6 protein-coding genes are annotated in these 15,729 nt (G+C 74.5%); 4 read left to right on the top strand and 2 right to left on the bottom strand.

Annotated elements, in window-relative coordinates; all coding sequences use genetic code 11:
- Positions 1-23: 23 nt before the first annotated feature.
- The 4 genes from U5640_RS39820 to U5640_RS39805 all read left to right on the top strand — a co-directional run bounded on the left by U5640_RS39820 (position 24) and on the right by U5640_RS39805 (position 4,096).
- Positions 24-1,508: an NDP-hexose 2,3-dehydratase family protein gene (locus U5640_RS39820; RefSeq protein ID WP_340384093.1), complete on the top strand. Its 1,485-nt coding sequence runs from the start codon at positions 24-26 to the stop codon at positions 1,506-1,508.
- Entirely contained in the window at positions 1,492-2,274 is a 783-nt protein-coding gene (locus tag U5640_RS39815; RefSeq protein ID WP_340384092.1) for an NAD-dependent epimerase/dehydratase family protein, read from the top strand. Before U5640_RS39820 ends, U5640_RS39815 begins: the two co-directional genes overlap by 17 nt.
- An 82-nt stretch (positions 2,275-2,356) precedes the next feature.
- Complete coding sequence (locus U5640_RS39810) at positions 2,357-3,325, top strand: ABC transporter ATP-binding protein (RefSeq protein ID WP_340384091.1); 969 nt, start codon at positions 2,357-2,359, stop codon at positions 3,323-3,325.
- Positions 3,326-3,328: 3 nt separating this feature from the next.
- The gene (locus U5640_RS39805) at positions 3,329-4,096 is read left to right on the top strand and encodes an ABC transporter permease (RefSeq protein WP_340384090.1); all 768 of its coding nucleotides are present in this window, start codon (positions 3,329-3,331) and stop codon (positions 4,094-4,096) included.
- A 102-nt stretch (positions 4,097-4,198) separates the two neighbouring features.
- Here the strand turns inward: U5640_RS39805 and U5640_RS39800 are convergent, their stop codons facing one another.
- Together U5640_RS39800 and U5640_RS39795 are read right to left on the bottom strand one after the other, a co-directional pair.
- Entirely contained in the window at positions 4,199-5,245 is a 1,047-nt protein-coding gene (locus U5640_RS39800) for a ketoacyl-ACP synthase III family protein (protein ID WP_340384089.1), read from the bottom strand.
- Between the two features lie 88 nt (positions 5,246-5,333).
- The gene (locus U5640_RS39795) at positions 5,334-15,719 is read right to left on the bottom strand and encodes a type I polyketide synthase (protein ID WP_340384088.1); all 10,386 of its coding nucleotides are present in this window, start codon (positions 15,717-15,719) and stop codon (positions 5,334-5,336) included.
- Positions 15,720-15,729: the final 10 nt, after the last annotated feature.

Below are 15,729 nucleotides of genomic sequence, written 5' to 3'. Positions count from 1 at the left end.
GACGATCCGATGGAGAGGCAGCGATGCCCCAGCTCAACACGACCGGACCCGAGTCCGACAGCGAGGCGCTCCTGGCCGCGCGGCTGGCCGTCTCCGCGACGGCCGAGGGCGGCGAGGTGATGACCGACGTCGAGTTCTTCGACTGGTTCGACCAGCGCCGCCGCAGGCACAGCCAGGTGGTGCGGCGCACCACCTTCGCCGAGATGTCGGGGTGGGACTTCGTCCCGGGCAGCGGCGATCTGGCGCATCGCAGCGGGCGGTTCTTCACCGTGCGCGGCGTGCGGGTGAGCACCGACTTCGGTCCCGTGCCGGAATGGACCCAGCCGATCATCAGGCAACCGGAGATAGGCATCCTCGGTCTCGCGGTCCGTGAGACCAACGGGGTGCTCCACTGCCTGATGCAGGCGAAGTCCGAGCCGGGCAACGTCAACGGGGTGCAGCTGTCCCCGACCGTGCAGGCGACCAAGAGCAACTACACCCGGGTGCACGGCGGTGCGTCGGTGCCGTACCTGGACTGCTTCCGCGAGCCGGAGGCCCGCGGCCACCGGGTGCTGGCGGACGTGCTCCAGTCGGAGCAGGGCTCGTGGTTCTTCTGCAAGCGCAACCGCAACATGATCGTCGAGGTCGGTCCGGAGGTGGAGGCGGGCGAGGACTTCTGCTGGCTGACCCTGCGGCAGGTCAACGCGCTGCTGCACTACGAGAACCTGGTGAACATGGACGCGCGCACGGTGCTCTCCTGTCTCCCCGACTGGCACCACGGGACCGGTCCGACGACTGGTCTCCACCCGGACGTGGCGATCCGCAGCTGGATCACCACCCAGCAGAGCGAACGGGACGTCAGCGCCTCCCTGTTGCCGCTGAGCGAGGTGGAGGGGCGGGACTGGTTCCGCACCGAGGACCGCATCTCCCACCGGGGAGGGCTGTTCTTCAGCATCGTGCCGGTGGACGTCTCGTCCAACCGGCGTGAGGTGACGTCCTGGTCGCAGCCGTTGCTCGAACCGCACGGCATCGGCATCTCGGCGATGCTGGTGCGCCGGATCGACGGGGTGCCGCACTGTCTGGTGCAGGCCCGGGTCGAGCCGGGCTACCTGGACGTGGTCGAGCTCGGCCCCACCGTGCAGTGCACCCCGGAGAACTACGCCCGCCTTCCCGCGTCGGACCAGCCCCGCTTCCTCGACCTGGTGACCGGGGCCCGCCCGGAGCAGGTGCTGTTCGACACGGTGCTGTCGGAGGAGGGCGGCCGCTTCCTGAACGCGCAGAACCGGTACCTGATCATCGAGGCGGACGACGGCGTCCCCGACGAGATCCCGTCGGACTACCGGTGGGTGACGCTGCGTCAGCTCGGCGAGCTGCTGAAGTACAGCCACTACGTCAACGTGCAGGCGCGGACACTGGTCGCGGCCCTGCGCAGCGTCACCGGGCTCCCGACCGGGCTGCCCGCGGCGGGAGTCCGCGCGATCGGGGCCGGCGCCCCGGGCAGGGGAGGCAGCCGTGCGGATCATCGGTGACGGATTCCTGGCCCGCAATCTGGCCGAGTCGTTCGGGGACCGCTTCCCCGAGGTGACCACGATCGCCTCCGGGGTCTCCAGCACGGCCACCACGGCCGTGTCCGAGTACGACCGTGAGGCGCAGCTCCTCTACGAGGTCCTCGACGCGTGCCGCCGGGACGGCCGGCGGCTGCTGTTCCTGTCCACCGCCTCGTTCTCCATGTACGGCTTCACGGACGACGAGGTCGACGAGACGGGCCCGCTGCGGCCGCCGACGGCGTACGGCCGGCACAAGCTGGCCCTGGAGAGCGTGGTGCGCTCCTCGGGCGTCGAGCACCTGATCCTGCGGGTGAGTCACGCCGTGGGCCACCACCAGCGGCCGCACCAGTTGCTGCCCACCCTCGTACGGCACGTCTCCGAGGGCGAGGTGACGGTCCATCAGGGAGCGCACCGCGACCTGCTGGACGTGCGGGACCTGGTGCACGCGGTCGGCCGCCTCCTCGAGGACGGCGTCCACGGCGAGGTCGTCAACGTCGCCTCGGGGGTCCCGCAACCGGTGGAGGCGATCGTGACCGCGGTCGAGGAGCGGCTGGGCGTCACGGCCCGGCGCGTACACCGTCCCGGCCCGACCGCCGTCACCCGTGCGTCCGTACGGCGGCTGCGGCGGCTGGTGCCGGACTTCCGCGCCGCGGTCCCCGACCCGGCCTATCTCGGAGCGTTGCTGGACGCGTATCTGCCGTACTACACCGCCCAGCCGCGGGATCTGGCGGCGCTGCCCGCCCGGTGACCGCGCCGCAAAACTGGGGAAACCCCTAGACATGTCCCCCCGGACACCGGCCGGAAGCGGTGACTCCACCTAGCGTGGACACATGATCGAGCTTGCGGGAGTGACCAAACAGTACGGCGAGAAGGTGGTGGTCGACGACCTCACCTTCAGCGTCCGGCCGGGCTGCGTCACCGGATTCCTCGGCCCCAACGGAGCAGGCAAGTCCACCACGATGCGGATGATGCTCGGTCTGGACCGTCCCACGGCGGGCCACGTCCTCATCGACGGTGAACCCTACGCCCGGCTGAAGGAACCGCTGCGCCGCATCGGCGCGCTGCTGGACGCGAAGGCGATGCACGGCGGGCGCAGCGCGTACGACAACCTCCGGTGCCTCGCCCTGAGCAACCGGATACCGATGCAGCGGGTCGACGACGTGCTCCAGGAGGTCGGTCTGGGCGAGGTCGCCAAGAAGCGGCCCAAGGGCTTCTCGCTCGGCATGGGGCAGCGGCTCGGCATCGCCGCGGCGCTGCTCGGCGACCCGGAGATCGTGATGCTGGACGAGCCGGTCAACGGTCTCGACCCGGAGGGCATCCACTGGATCCGCACGCTGATGAAGCGGCTGGCGTCGGAGGGCCGCACGGTGTTCGTCTCCAGCCACCTGATGAGCGAGATGGCGCTGACCGCGGACCATCTGGTCGTCATCGGCCGCGGCAGGCTGCTCGCCGACACCGGTATGCAGGACTTCATCGACCGCAACTCCCGTTCGTCCGTGCGGATCCGCACCCCGGAACCGGAGAAGCTGCGGGACGCCCTCGCGGCGGCCGGCATCACCGCCGACGAGAGCGCCCCGGGGGTCTTCGAGGTGACCGGGACGCCGGTGGAGCGGCTCGGGGAACTGGCCCTGGAGCACCGTGTCCTGCTGCACGAGCTGAGCCCGCAGCACGCCTCCCTGGAAGAGGCGTTCATCGCTCTGACGGGTGAGGCGGCCGAGTACCGCACGGGGGCGCCCGCCCCCGCCGCCGCGTCGAGCGTCGCCACGAACGCGCCGCAGACCACCGGAACGGAGTCCTGACCCATGTCCGCACCCACAGCGACCCTGCGCTCCGAGTGGGCCAAACTCACCACGGTCCGCTCCACGGGGTGGACCCTGTTCGCCGCCTTCGCCGTCACCGTGGCCTTCGGCACGCTCGTGAGCGCCCTGTCCAACTCCGACTACGACAGCCTCTCGGAGCAGGAGAAGCTCTCCTTCGACGCCGCCGGGACCAGCTTCACCGGCGGTCTCCTCGGCCAGTTGGCGATGATCGCGTTCGGTGTCATGGTGATCGGCTCCGAGTACAGCACCGGCGCGATCCGCAGCTCCCTGGCGGCGGTCCCCCGGCGCGGGGTCTTCTACCTCAGCAAGGTCGCGGTGGCGACCGGTGCGGCCCTGACCGTCAGCCTCGCCACCACGTTCGTGACCTTCTTCGCCGGGCAGGCCGCGCTCGGATCGCACAGCACCACCCTCGGCGCGCACAACGTGCTCCGGGCGACGTTCGGCGCGGCGCTCTACATGACGCTGATGGCCGTGTTCTCGATGGGCGTGGCCACCATGCTGCGCAGTTCGATGCTGTCCATGGGCATCCTGATGCCGTTCTTCTTCCTCGTCACACAGATCCTGGCCTCCGTGCCGGGAGCCAAGAAGGCGGCGGAGTACCTTCCCGACCAGGCCGGTGCGGCGATGGTGCGGGTGGTGCCGAAGTCGGACCTGCCCTACGGGGCGGGGGGCGGGTTGGTCATCATGCTGGCGTGGGTGGCCGCGGCACTGCTCGGCGGGTATCTCGTGCTGCGCAACCGGGACGCGTGAGCACCCGCGCGCGGCGCGCAAAGGACCCGGCACCACAGGGACGTGGTGCCGGGTCCGGCGTTTTCGCGCGGGACGCCGCGGCGGGCGCGGGGCCCCGGGGCCTCAGGACCGGGCCCACTCCGGGATCTCCAGGATGGTGAGCACGGCCGAGGTGGAGACCCAGCCGGCCGCCGACGTCGTCATCAGGACGTTGTCGCCGGGGGACACCAGCCCGTTGGTGAGCAGGTGGTTCAGGGAGACCGCCATGTCGCAGGCGCCCATGTGACCGTATTCCTTGCCGAAGTGGGCGGTGGAGCGCGACATCGGCAGGCCCAGCGGCTGCATCTTCGTCTGCTCGACCATGAGGGAGTCGCTGTTGGCGGCGACCACCCAGCGCAGGTCCGACGCGTTCAGCCCCGCGTCCACCAGCGAGCGGTGCACCAGGTCCAGCTCGAAGTCGCGGATCATCTCCATGCACTTGTCGAGCGGCATGACGTGCTGGTTGAAGTACATGAGCAGGTCCATCGTGCCGTTGGCCTTGCGCTCCTCCCCGCGGAACGGCAGCAGCGACTCCTGCCCGCGGTGCCACTGCTCCAGCTCCGGCATGGTCCCGGAGTTCACCGCCCGCAGCGCCGCGAACCCGCCCTCGCCGCTGAGCAGGACGGCGGCGCCGCCGTCGCTGGCGGTGAACCCGGTGCCGAAACCGCGCCACCGGTCGATGAGCGGGCTGGTGAAGTTCTCCGCCGCCGTCACCAGCGCGGTCTCGGCACCCGCTGCTCCCGTCAGCTGTCCCACGGCGACCTCGATGCCGGCGAGCAGCCCGTTGGAGTGCTGGCGCACGTCCGTGCTGGCCACCCCGCTCGCGCCCAGCTCGCGCAGCACGTACCCGGGCGGGTAGAAGCCCTCGGGGCCGTGCTGCACGGCGGTGCAGTGGACGTGGTAGTCGAGGTCGTCGATCTCGTTGTCCGAGCGCCGGAACGCGTGCCGGGCGGCGCGCACGGCCATGTCGAGCGCGGGCAGGTCGCCGGCGATGTAGGCGGCGGTGAGCCCGGTCGCGTACTGGATGGAGAACTCGTCGTAGAGCCCCTGCTCGACGGCCTCCTCGACGGTCACCCGCTGCTCCGGGATGTAGACCCCGACCGTGTCGACGTAGACGCCGTTCGTCTTCATCTGTGGCTGTTCTCCTTGAGTGTCGTGTCGTTCGGGTGGTGGTGTCGGGGTCGGGCGGCCGACGCGCGGGGGCGCCGGGGCGCCCGTGTCATCCGTGCAGCAGCTCTTCCTTGAGGCGCTTCACCAGCAGGACGGGGGTGTCGGCCTCGAACAGCAGGGCGGCGGGCAGCCGCAGTCCCGTGGTCTCGCGCAGCCGGTTGCGCAGGGCGAACGCGGTGAGCGAGTTGAGACCGATGTCCCGGAAGGCCCGGGTGTCCTCGACGGCCGCGGGCGAGGGGTAGTCGAGCACCGCCGCCACGTCGGTGCGCACGAGGGCCATGAGCAAGGCGTCGCGTTCGGTGTCGCCGAGCCCGGCGAGGCGGCGCCGGAGCATGCTGAGCGCGCCCGCGGATCCCGGCCGGCCCGCCCGGCGCCGGGCCGGTGCGCCGGCCAGGTCGCGCAGGGGTGCCGGCAGGCCGGCGTCGCCCGCGCGGCCGAGGAGCGTCCCGGTGTCCGGGCGCAGCAGGACGGCGGTGGGCGCGTCCTGGGCGCAGGCCGCGTCGAAGAGGTCCCGGCAGGCGGTCCGGGACAGCCGTCCCACGCCCGCGGGCAACGCGCCCGTGGCCCGGTCCTCGCCGTCCCAGGGGCCCCACGCCACCGACAGCCCGGGCAGCCCGGCGGCCCGACGGCGGAGCGCCAGGGCGTCCAGGAAGGCGCCCAGGGCGGCCTCGTCACCGTGTCCGGGGTCTCCCAGTGTGCCGGCGGCGGACGAGAGGAGGACCAGGGGGAGCGCGGCGTAGCCGGGCCGCCCCGGTGTCGTCAGCTCATCGAGGTACTGGGCGGCGAGGAGTTCCCGGTGCAGCGGGTCCGCCGCCGCAGCCGCCGCCTCGTCCGTCCCGGGGTGCCGCGGTACCCCGGCCGCGTGGACGACAGCCGTCAGCGGGTGCGCGGCAGGCACCGAGGCGAGCAGCGCGGCCAGTGCCTCGCGGTCGGCCGGGTCGCACGCGGCGACGGTCACCTCGGTGCCCTGCGCGGCCAGTTCGTCCCGCAGCAGCCGCTGCTCCTCGCCGGGTGCCGGGGCGGTGAGCACCAGCCGGCGCACGTCCGGCCGGACCGCCAGGTGCCGGGCGATCTCGGTGCCGGCCGGCCGGTCGGCACCGGTGACCAGGACGGTCCCTTCGGGTCCGGTCGGCAGGCCCGCTCCGTCGGCGGGGGCGGTCGTGGCGGCCACGGCGGTCAGCCGTGGGACGCGTACTTCCCCCTGGGCCAGGGCCAGTTGCGGCTCGGGGAGGGCGAGCGCCGCCGGCAGGACCCGCCAGGAGGCACGCTTGCCGTCCAGGTCGGCCAGGACGATCCGGCCCGGACGGGCCAGCTGGGCGGAGCGGATCAGGCCCCACACCGCGGCGACGGCCGGGTCCGGCGCGCGGGTGCCGTCGGCGGCGAGCGAGCCGCAGGTCAGCACGGCGAGCCGGGCATCGGCGAAGCGGTCGTCGGAGAGCCACTCCTGCACCAGCGCGGCGATGTGGCGCACCGCTGCGGCGCCGGTGGGGTCCCCGGGCTCCGGCACGCAGCCGGCCAGGACCGCCTCGGGCACGGCCATGCCCGAGTCCAGTGCCTCGGCGAGCGCGGCCGGGTCGTCGTACGCCTCGGTGTAGACACCCGCCCTCATCAGGGCCGCGCGGGCCCCGAGCGGATCGGGGCCGACGAGTGCCCAGCGGGGTTTGTCCGTGGGGGCCGGGCACTCGGTCCGGGGCCATTCCAGCCGGAACAGCGGTCCGTGGTGCGCGGTGCGGGCACCGGTGAGCCGCTCCGGGTCGGCGGCGGCGAGCCGTATCTCGCCGATGGACACGACGGGCAGCCCCGTGTCGTCGGCGGCCTCCAGGGCGACCGTCTCGCTCCCGGTACGCGTCAGGCGGACGCGCAGCGCGGGGGCGCCGACGGCGTACAGCGCCGTGCGGTGCCAGGAGCCGGGCAGGGCCGGTCCGCCGGTGCCGGTGGTCTCCTCCGTGCGGGCGAGGGTGCTCAGGGCGGTGTCCAGCAGCGCCGGATGCAGGCAGTACGAGGCTGCCTGCGGCCGCTGTCCGTCGGTGAGGGCGACGTCGGCGAGCAGGTCGTCACCGCGCCGCCACAGGCCCCGAAGGCTGCCGTCGGCCGTCCCGGGCAGCCCGGTGAGGTCGACGGGCTCGGCGTCGGCGGGCGGCCAGAGTTCGAGGTCGAAGGAGGCCGGTCCGGCGGCGGGGCACAGCACCGCCCGGGCGTGGCAGGTCCAGGGTGTGCCGGGCAGGGCGCCGACGCGCCGGGAGTGGACGCGCAGGACGCGTTCCCCCGCGGCGTCCGCCTCGCCGACCGTGACGCGCAGCGCGACCTCGTCCCGCTCGGGCAGGACCAGCGGAGCCTTGGGCGTCAGTTCGAGGACGTGGTCGCAACCGACCCGCTCGCCGGCCTGGACGGCGAGTTCGACCAGCACCGAGCCGGGCACGGCCCCGGTGCCGGAGTGAGCGGCGGGCCACAGGGCGGCGCGGTCCAGCGTGCCGGTCAGCACCAGCCCGCCGGGCTCGGGCAGTTCGACGGCCGAGTCCAGCAGCGGGTGGCGGCCCGCCGGGCCGGTGGCGGGGGCGCCGGGGTGCGGGGCGGGGGCCATCCAGTAGTGGCGGCGGTGGAAGGCGTACGTCGGCAGCGGGATCCGGCGTGCCCCGGACGGCGCGAGCAGGGTGCTCCACTGGACGTCGACACCCCGGACGTGCAGGTGCGCGAGGAGGGTCACGAGTCCGGGTCCGTCCGGTGCGGTGAGCGGCAGCAGGTCGGCCCGCGCGTCGGCCGGGGTGCCGTCGTGAGCCTGCTCTTCGCCCCGGTCGGGGGTGCCGAGGACGACCAGCGTGCGGTGGCCGCTGTCCAGCAGCGCCCGCAGCGCCTGTCCGGGCCGTGCGGGATCGCCCGCGAGGCCTGCGGCCCACTCGTCGGCCTCGCTCTCGTCGCCGTCGAGCCAGCCACCGGTCGCGGCGGAGCAGAACGGCGTGTCGGCGGCCCCGAAGCGGACCGGGGGCAGGTCCCCCGGCGTGGTCCGGCCGTGGTGCACGGCGATGCGGGCACCGGTCTCCAGCGGGAGCAGCCCGGCGGCACAGGCGGCCGCGATCTCGCCGAGTCCCCGGCCGGTCACCGCCGCGGGCTCGATGCCGTACGAACGCAGCAGCGCGGTCGTCGCGACGGCCACCGCCCAGCCGAGCGGTCCGGCGATCTCGGGACGGTCGGTCCAGTCGGGGGCGGCGCGTCCGGCCAGGACCTCGGCGGGCGTCCAGTCGACCAGCCCGGACAGGGCCCGTCCGCAGGCCGCGAGCGTCTCGGCGAACACCGGGGCGGTGTCGGCCAGCGGGGCGGCACCCGCCGTCCACCGGGCGTCGGCGGCCGGGAAGGCGAACACGACGGCGGGTGCGGCGGAGCCGGTGGGGGCGGTGCCGCTGACGACGGCGGGGTGGGACGCGGTCCCGTCCGCGAGGGCCTTCAGGGCGTCCAGCGCGCGCTCGCGGTCCGGGACGGTGAGCACCGCCCGGTGTTCCAGGGCGGAGCGGGTGGTGGCGAGCGACAGCGCCACGTCCGCCAGCCCGGGCGCCGGCTCCTCCGTCAGGAAGGCGTGCAGGCGGGCCGCCTGCCCGCGCAGGGCCTCGGCACTGCGCGCGGACAACGGCAGCGGCAGCGGGGTGCCGTCGCCGGCGGGGGTGTCGACAGGGGTGTCATCGTCGCCGTCGGCGTGTTCCCCGTCCCGGGGCGGCTCTTCGAGGATGACGTGGGCGTTGGTGCCGCTGATGCCGAACGAGGACACGCCGGCCCTGCGGGGGCGGTCGCCGGACGGCCAGGGCACGTCCGTCCGCAGCAGTTCCACGGCGCCCGCGGACCAGTCGACGTGCGGGGAGGGCGGGTCGGTGTGCGGGGTGCGGGGCAGGACGCCGTGCCGCATCGCCATGATCATTTTGATGACGCCGCCCGCGCCGGAGGCCGCCTGGGTGTGGCCGACGTTCCCCTTCATCGAGCCCAGCCACAACGGCCGTTCCCGGTCCTGTCCGTAGGTGGCGAGGACCGCCTGGGCCTCGATCGGGTCGCCGAGCGGGGTGCCCGTGCCGTGGGCCTCGACGGCGTCCACGTCGGCGGCGCGCAGTCCGGCGGAGCGCAGCACCTGACGGATCAGCCGCTGCTGGGCGGGGCCGCTGGGGGCGGTCAGTCCGTTGGAGGCACCGTCCTGGTTGATGCCGCTCCCGGCGATCCGGGCGAGGACCCGGTGACCGCGCCGACGGGCGTCGGAGAGCCGCTCCAGGAGCAGCAGGCCCACGCCCTCGGCCCAGTTGGTGCCGTCGGCGTCGGCCGAGAACGGCTTGCACCGGCCGTCGGCGGCGAGGGTGCGCTCCCGGCTGAAGGCCACGTACGGGTCGGGCTGCGACATCACCGCCACTCCCCCGGCCAGCGCCAGGTCGCACTCCCCGGCCCGCAGCGCCTGCGCCGCCAGGTGCAGGGCGACCAGGGAGGACGAGCAGGCCGTGTCCACGGCCACCGAGGGGCCTTCCAGACCGAAGGCGTACGACACCCGGCCGGCGGCCACGTTCCCGGCGGTGCCCAGCTGCATCCCGGAGGCGTAGTCGTGATAGGTCACCCCCGCGAACACACCGGTGCGGCTGCCCTTGAGGGAGGCGGGTGCGATCCCGGCCCGCTCGAAGACCTCCCAGGAGGTCTCCAGCAGCAGCCTCTGCTGGGGGTCCATGGTGAGCGCCTCGCGCGGGGAGATACCGAAGAGCTCGGCGTCGAACTCGCCCGAGTCGTACAGGAACCCCGCCTCGCGGACGTACGTGGTGCCGGGGTGGTCGGAGTCCGGGTGGTACAGCGCGTCGAGGTCCCAGCCGCGGTCGGCCGGGAACGGGCCCAGTCCCTCGGCTCCCGCCGCGACCAGGCGCCACAGCGCTTCGGGGGAGTCCGCTCCGCCGGGGTAGCGGCAGCCCATGCCGACGATGACCACCGGGTCGTCGTCGGGTACGGCGGGGGCCGGGCCGTCGGGGGTGCCGTCGCCGTCGGTCCGTTCCCCGCCCACGCCCAGTTCCGCGGCCAGGTACCGGATCAGGGCACCGGCGGTGGGGTGGTCGTAGACGAGGGTGGCGGGCAGGCGCAGTCCGGTCTCCTGACCGAGCCGGTTGCGCAGGTTCACGGCGGCGAGCGAGTCGAACCCCAGCTCCTTGAACGGCTTGTCGGAGCCGACGAGGTCGGTGCTGTCGTAGCCGAGGATCGCGGCGACCTGGCCGGTGACGAGGTCGGCCAGCGCGCGGTGCCGCCGGGCGCGGGGCAGCGCGGCGAGCCGACGGGCGAAGCCGCCGCCCTCGCCCGCCGTGCCGGACGCGCCGCGCCGGACGGTGACGCGCACCAGTCCGCGCAGCATCGGCGGGAGCTCCCCTGCCTCGGCGCGGGAGCGCAGGGCGCGCGCGTCGAGCCGCATCGCGAGCAGCAGCGCCGGGTCGGCGGCTGTGCCGGCGTCGAACAGCGACAGGCCCCGCTCGGCGGAGAGGGGAACGACCCCCTGGGCGGCCGTTCGCGCGGCGTGGGTGGCGTCCAGGGCGGCCGTCATACCGGCGAACCGCTCCCACGGCCCCCAGGCCAGTGAGGTCGCCGCCAGTCCCGCCGCGCGGCGGTGCCGGGCGAGGGCGTCGAGGAAGGTGTTCGCGGCGGCATAGGTGGCCTGGCCGGGATTGCCGAGCAGACCCGCCGCCGAGGAGAACACCACGAAGGCGGACAGGTCCAGGTCCCGGGTCAGCTCGTGCAGATGCGCGGCGGCGGTCGCCTTGGCGTCGAAGACCGTGGCGAGACGCTCGGGCGTGAGGGAGGTGAGCAGGCCGTCGTCGAGGACACCCGCGGTGTGCACCACCGCGGTGACCGGGTGTGCGGCCGGGACGGCGGCCAGCAGGGCGGCCAGCGCGGGGCGGTCGCTGACGTCGCACGCCTCGACCGTCACCTCGGCACCGAGCGCGGTCAGCGCGTCGCGCAGGGCGGCCGCGCCCGGTGCCCCGGGGCCGGACCTGCTGACCAGCAGCAGCCGCCGTACGCCGTGCTCGGCCACCAGGTGCCGGGCGGTCAGGGCGCCCAGGCCGCCGGTGCCGCCGGTGATCAGCACCGTGCCGTAGGGGCCGAACCCGGACGACGCCGCTTCGGCGGGGCGAGGCGCGCGCACCACGCCCGGGGCCAGCAACACCCCGTCGCGGACGGCAAGTTGCGGCTCCTCGCCGTGCAGGGCCGACGGCGGGAGGGAGTCGGGCGTGTCCCGGTCCACGAGCAGGAACCGGCCGGGGTGCTCCGACTGAGCCGTGCGGACCAGTCCCCACACGGGGGCGTGGGCGAGGTCGGGCACCCGGTCGTCGGGGCCCGCGGCCACGGCGTGGTGGGTGAGCACCGCCAGCCGGGTTCCGTCGAGGCGCTCGTCGGCCAGCCATTCCCGCAGGGTGGCCAGGACGGCCGCGGTGGCGTCCCGGGCCGCGGTCGCGAGGCTGGTGCCGTCGTCCGGGCGGCCGGCGGAGGCGACCGGCAGCAGCACGGTCGTGGGCGCCGCGGTGCCCTCGTCCAGAGCGGCCCGCAGCGCGGCGAGGTCGGGGTGGACGCGGACGGTCACACCGCGCTCGGCGAGGTGGGCGGCGAGCGCCGCGCCGTCCGGGGCGAGGACCGCCCAGTCACCGTCGGCAGGTCGTCGCTCGGCGGCCTGCCCGGACACCGGCGCCCACTCCAGCGCGTAGAGCCCGTCGACCCGCGGATCGGTGACCAGCGCGGAGACGGCGGGGAAGGCCAGGGAGACGGAGTCGACCGTGGCCAGCGCCCTCGCGTGGGCGTCGGTGAGGGTGAGTGAGACGCGGTCGGTGCCCGCGCCGGTGACCCGCAGCCGGGCGGTGGCCGCGCCGGTCGCGTGCACGGTCACGCCGTGCCAGTCCTGGGGCAGCGCCACGCGGCCCTCGCCCGCATCGGGCGCGGCCCACAGGGCGGTCTGCGCCGCGGCGTCGAGCAGCACCGGATGGAGGCCGAAGGCGGCCGCACCCGCCTCGCGCGGCTCGTCCGGTACGGCGAGTTCGGCGAAGAGCTCGCTGCCTCGGCGCCACAGGGCCCGCACCGCACGGAAGGCGGGTCCGCAGGAGTGGCCGCGCAGCGACAGGTCCTCGTACAGATCCTCCACGTCGACGGGTTCGGCCTGCTCGGGCGGCCAGATGTCCGTCGCGGACGCGGTCTCGGCGGGCTGGGCGCCGGCGTTGCCGGTGGCGGTCAGGGTGCCCTCGGCGTGGCAGCGCCAGGGGTGGTCGCCCTCGTCGTCGTCCGGCCGGGAGTGGACCGTGACCGTGCGCCGCCCCGAGTCGTCGGCGGCTCCGACCAGGATCTGCATCCGGACCCCGCCCTGCGCGGGCAGCGGCAGCGGCTCCCGCAGGGTCATGGTCTCCAGGGTGGTGCAGCCGGCCTCGTCTCCCGCCCGTACGGCCAGTTCGACGAGGACGGACCCGGGCAGCAGCGTGCTGCCGGCGGTCTCGCGTTCGGCGAGCCAGGCGTGGGAGCGCGCGGACAGCCGGCCGGTGAGGAGGACACCCTGCGCACCGGCGAGTTCGACGGTGGCGCCGAGCAGCGGGTGGCGCGCGGCTCCGAGGCCCGCGGCCCGGATCCCGGCGGCGCCGGACGGTCCTGCGGGCAGCCAGGCGCGGCGCCGCTGGAAGGCGTACGTCGGGAGCGGCTCGGTGGGCGGGGCGTACGCGCCGGCGTCCGCACCCGTGCCCGCACCCGTTCCCGTGCCCGCGCCCGTTCCCGTTCCCGTGAGGAGGCCGGTCCAGTCGACGGCTGCGCCCCGGGTGTACAGGGCGGCGAGGGCGGTCTCGAAGGCCCGGGGTCCGGGCTGGTCCTTGTGCTGGGCCGGAACGGCGAGCACCTCGTCCTCGGCCGGCAGGCTCTGCGCCGCCAGGGCGGACAGGGTGCCGTCGGGCCCCAGTTCGAGGCAGCGGGTGACGCCGAGACCGGCCAGGGCGCGGACGCCGTCGGCGAAGCGGACCGCGTGCCGGACGTGCCGCACCCAGTACTCGGGGGAGGTCAGCTCGTCGGGGTCGGCGGGGCGGCCCGTGAGGTCGGAGACGACGGTCAGACGCGGCGGGTGGAACTCCACCGACTCGGCGACCCGCCGGAAGTCGCGCAGCATCGGTTCCATCAGCGGCGAGTGGAAGGCGTGGCTCACGCGGAGGGCGGTGGCGCGATGGCCGCGCGCCCTGGCCTCTTCCGCGATCTCCGCGACATCGGCGGCGACACCCGCGACCACCGTGGCGTGGGGGGCGTTGACGGCGGCGATGCCGACCCGGTCGCCGCGCCCCTCCAGCAGGGCCGACACCTCGGACTCGGGGAGCTGGAGGGAGAGCATGGCGCCGCCCTCGGGAAGCGCCTGCATCAGCCGCCCGCGCGCCGCCACCAGCCGGCAGGCGTCGGCGAGGGACCACACCCCCGCCACGTGCGCGGCCGCCAGCTCGCCGACGGAGTGGCCGAGGACCACGTCGGGGCGTGCACCGAAGGACTCGGCGAGCCGGAACAGGGCGACTTCCAGGGCGAAGAGGGCGGGCTGCGCGTACTCGGTACGGTTCAGCAGGTCGGCGTCCGTACCGAACACCACGTCCTGGAGCGGGCGTTCGAGGTGGGTGTCGACCTCGGCGCACACCTCGTCGAAGGCGTCCGCGAACACCTCGTACGTCGCGTGGAGTTCACGCCCCATGCCGGGGCGCTGCGAGCCCTGCCCGGCGAACAGGAAGGCGGTCCGGCCGCTCGCGGAGGCGGAGCCGGTGACGAGGCCGGGCCGGGCGTGGCCCGCGGCCAGGGCGTCGAGACCGCGCAGCAGGTCGTCGCGGTCGGAGCCGAGCAGCACGGCTCGTTCCTCGAAGACGGACCGGGTGGTCAGCAGCGCGGCGGCGGTGTGCGCCGGATCGGCGGCCGGACCCGACCGTACGAAGTCGGCGAGCCGACGGGCCTGCTCGCGCAGGGCGGCCGGGGTACGGCCGGTGACCAGCCACGGCACGGCCGAGGACGGCAGGCGCAGGGCGGCCGGGGCGGGAGCGGGAGTGCCGGGCTCCGCGGCGGGCTCCTGGGGGGCCTGCTCCAGTACGACGTGGGCATTGGTGCCGGAGACCCCGAAGGCGGAGACGCCCGCCCGGCGTGGGCGGTCCGCCGCCTCCGGCCAGTCGGTGGTGGCCTGGAGCAGCCGGACGGAGCCGGCCGTCCAGTCCACCTGGGAGGTGGGTTCGTCGGCGTGCAGGGTGCGCGGCAGTACGCCGTGCTGCATCGCCAGCACCATCTTGATCACACCCGCCACACCCGCGGCAGCCTGCGTGTGCCCGATGTTCGACTTCACCGAACCCAGCCACAACGGCCGCTCACGTCCCTGCCCGTAGGTGGCGAGCAACGCCTGCGCCTCGATCGGGTCACCCAGAGCCGTACCCGTGCCGTGCGCCTCCACCGCGTCCACGTCCGCCGTCGACAGCCCCGCACTGGCCAGCGCCGCACGGATCACCCGCTGCTGCGAAGGCCCGTTCGGCGCCGTCAGCCCGTTCGACGCACCGTCCTGGTTGACCGCACTGCCCCGCACCACCGCCAGCACCCGATGACCGTTGCGCCGCGCGTCCGACAGCCGCTCGACCACCAGCACACCGACACCCTCACCCCACCCCGTACCGTCCGCACCCTCGGCGAACGCCTTGCACCGACCGTCCACCGCAAGCCCCCGCTGCCGCGAGAACTCCACGAACGCACCCGGCGTCGACATCACCGTCACACCACCGGCCAACGCCAGATCACACTCACCCGCACGCAACGCCTGCGCCGCAAGATGCAGCGCCACCAGCGACGACGAACACGCCGTGTCCACCGTCACCGCCGGACCCTCCAGACCCAGCACGTACGACACCCGCCCCGACAGCACCGACGCGGTGATGCCGGTGGTCAGGTGGCCGTCGGACTCCTCCGGCCGGTTGAGCATGAGCGCCAGGTAGTCCTGGCCGTTGGTGCCGGTGAACACGCCGGTGCGGCTGCCGCGCAGCGCGGCAGGGTCGATGCCGGAGCGTTCCAGTGCCTCCCAGGAGGTCTCCAGCAGCAGCCGCTGCTGGGGGTCCATGGTCGTGGCCTCGCGAGGCGAGATGTCGAAGAAGGTGGAGTCGAACAGTGGTGCGTCGTAGAGGAAGGCTCCCTGGCGGGCGTACGTGGTGCCGACGCCGCCCGCCGCGTCGAAGACGCCGTCGAGATCCCAGCCGCGGTCGGCGGGGAAGTCGGCGACGGTGTCGCGCCCCTCGTTCAGCAGCCGCCAGAACTCCTCCGGTGTGTCGGCTCCTCCGGGGAAGCGGCAGCCGATGCCGACGATCGCGACGGGCTCCTGGCGGCCCGTCTCGGCGTCATGAAGACGCTTGCGGGTCTGACGGAGGTCCGCCGTCACCCTTTTCAGGTAGTCCCGCAGCTTCTCTTCATTGCTCGCCATCGTGCTCCAC

Source organism: Streptomyces sp. SS7, from assembly GCF_037993025.1.
Taxonomy (GTDB): domain Bacteria; phylum Actinomycetota; class Actinomycetes; order Streptomycetales; family Streptomycetaceae; genus Streptomyces.
Note: the sequence above shows the minus strand (reverse complement) of the source record. Positions and strands in the feature narration are given on the sequence as shown.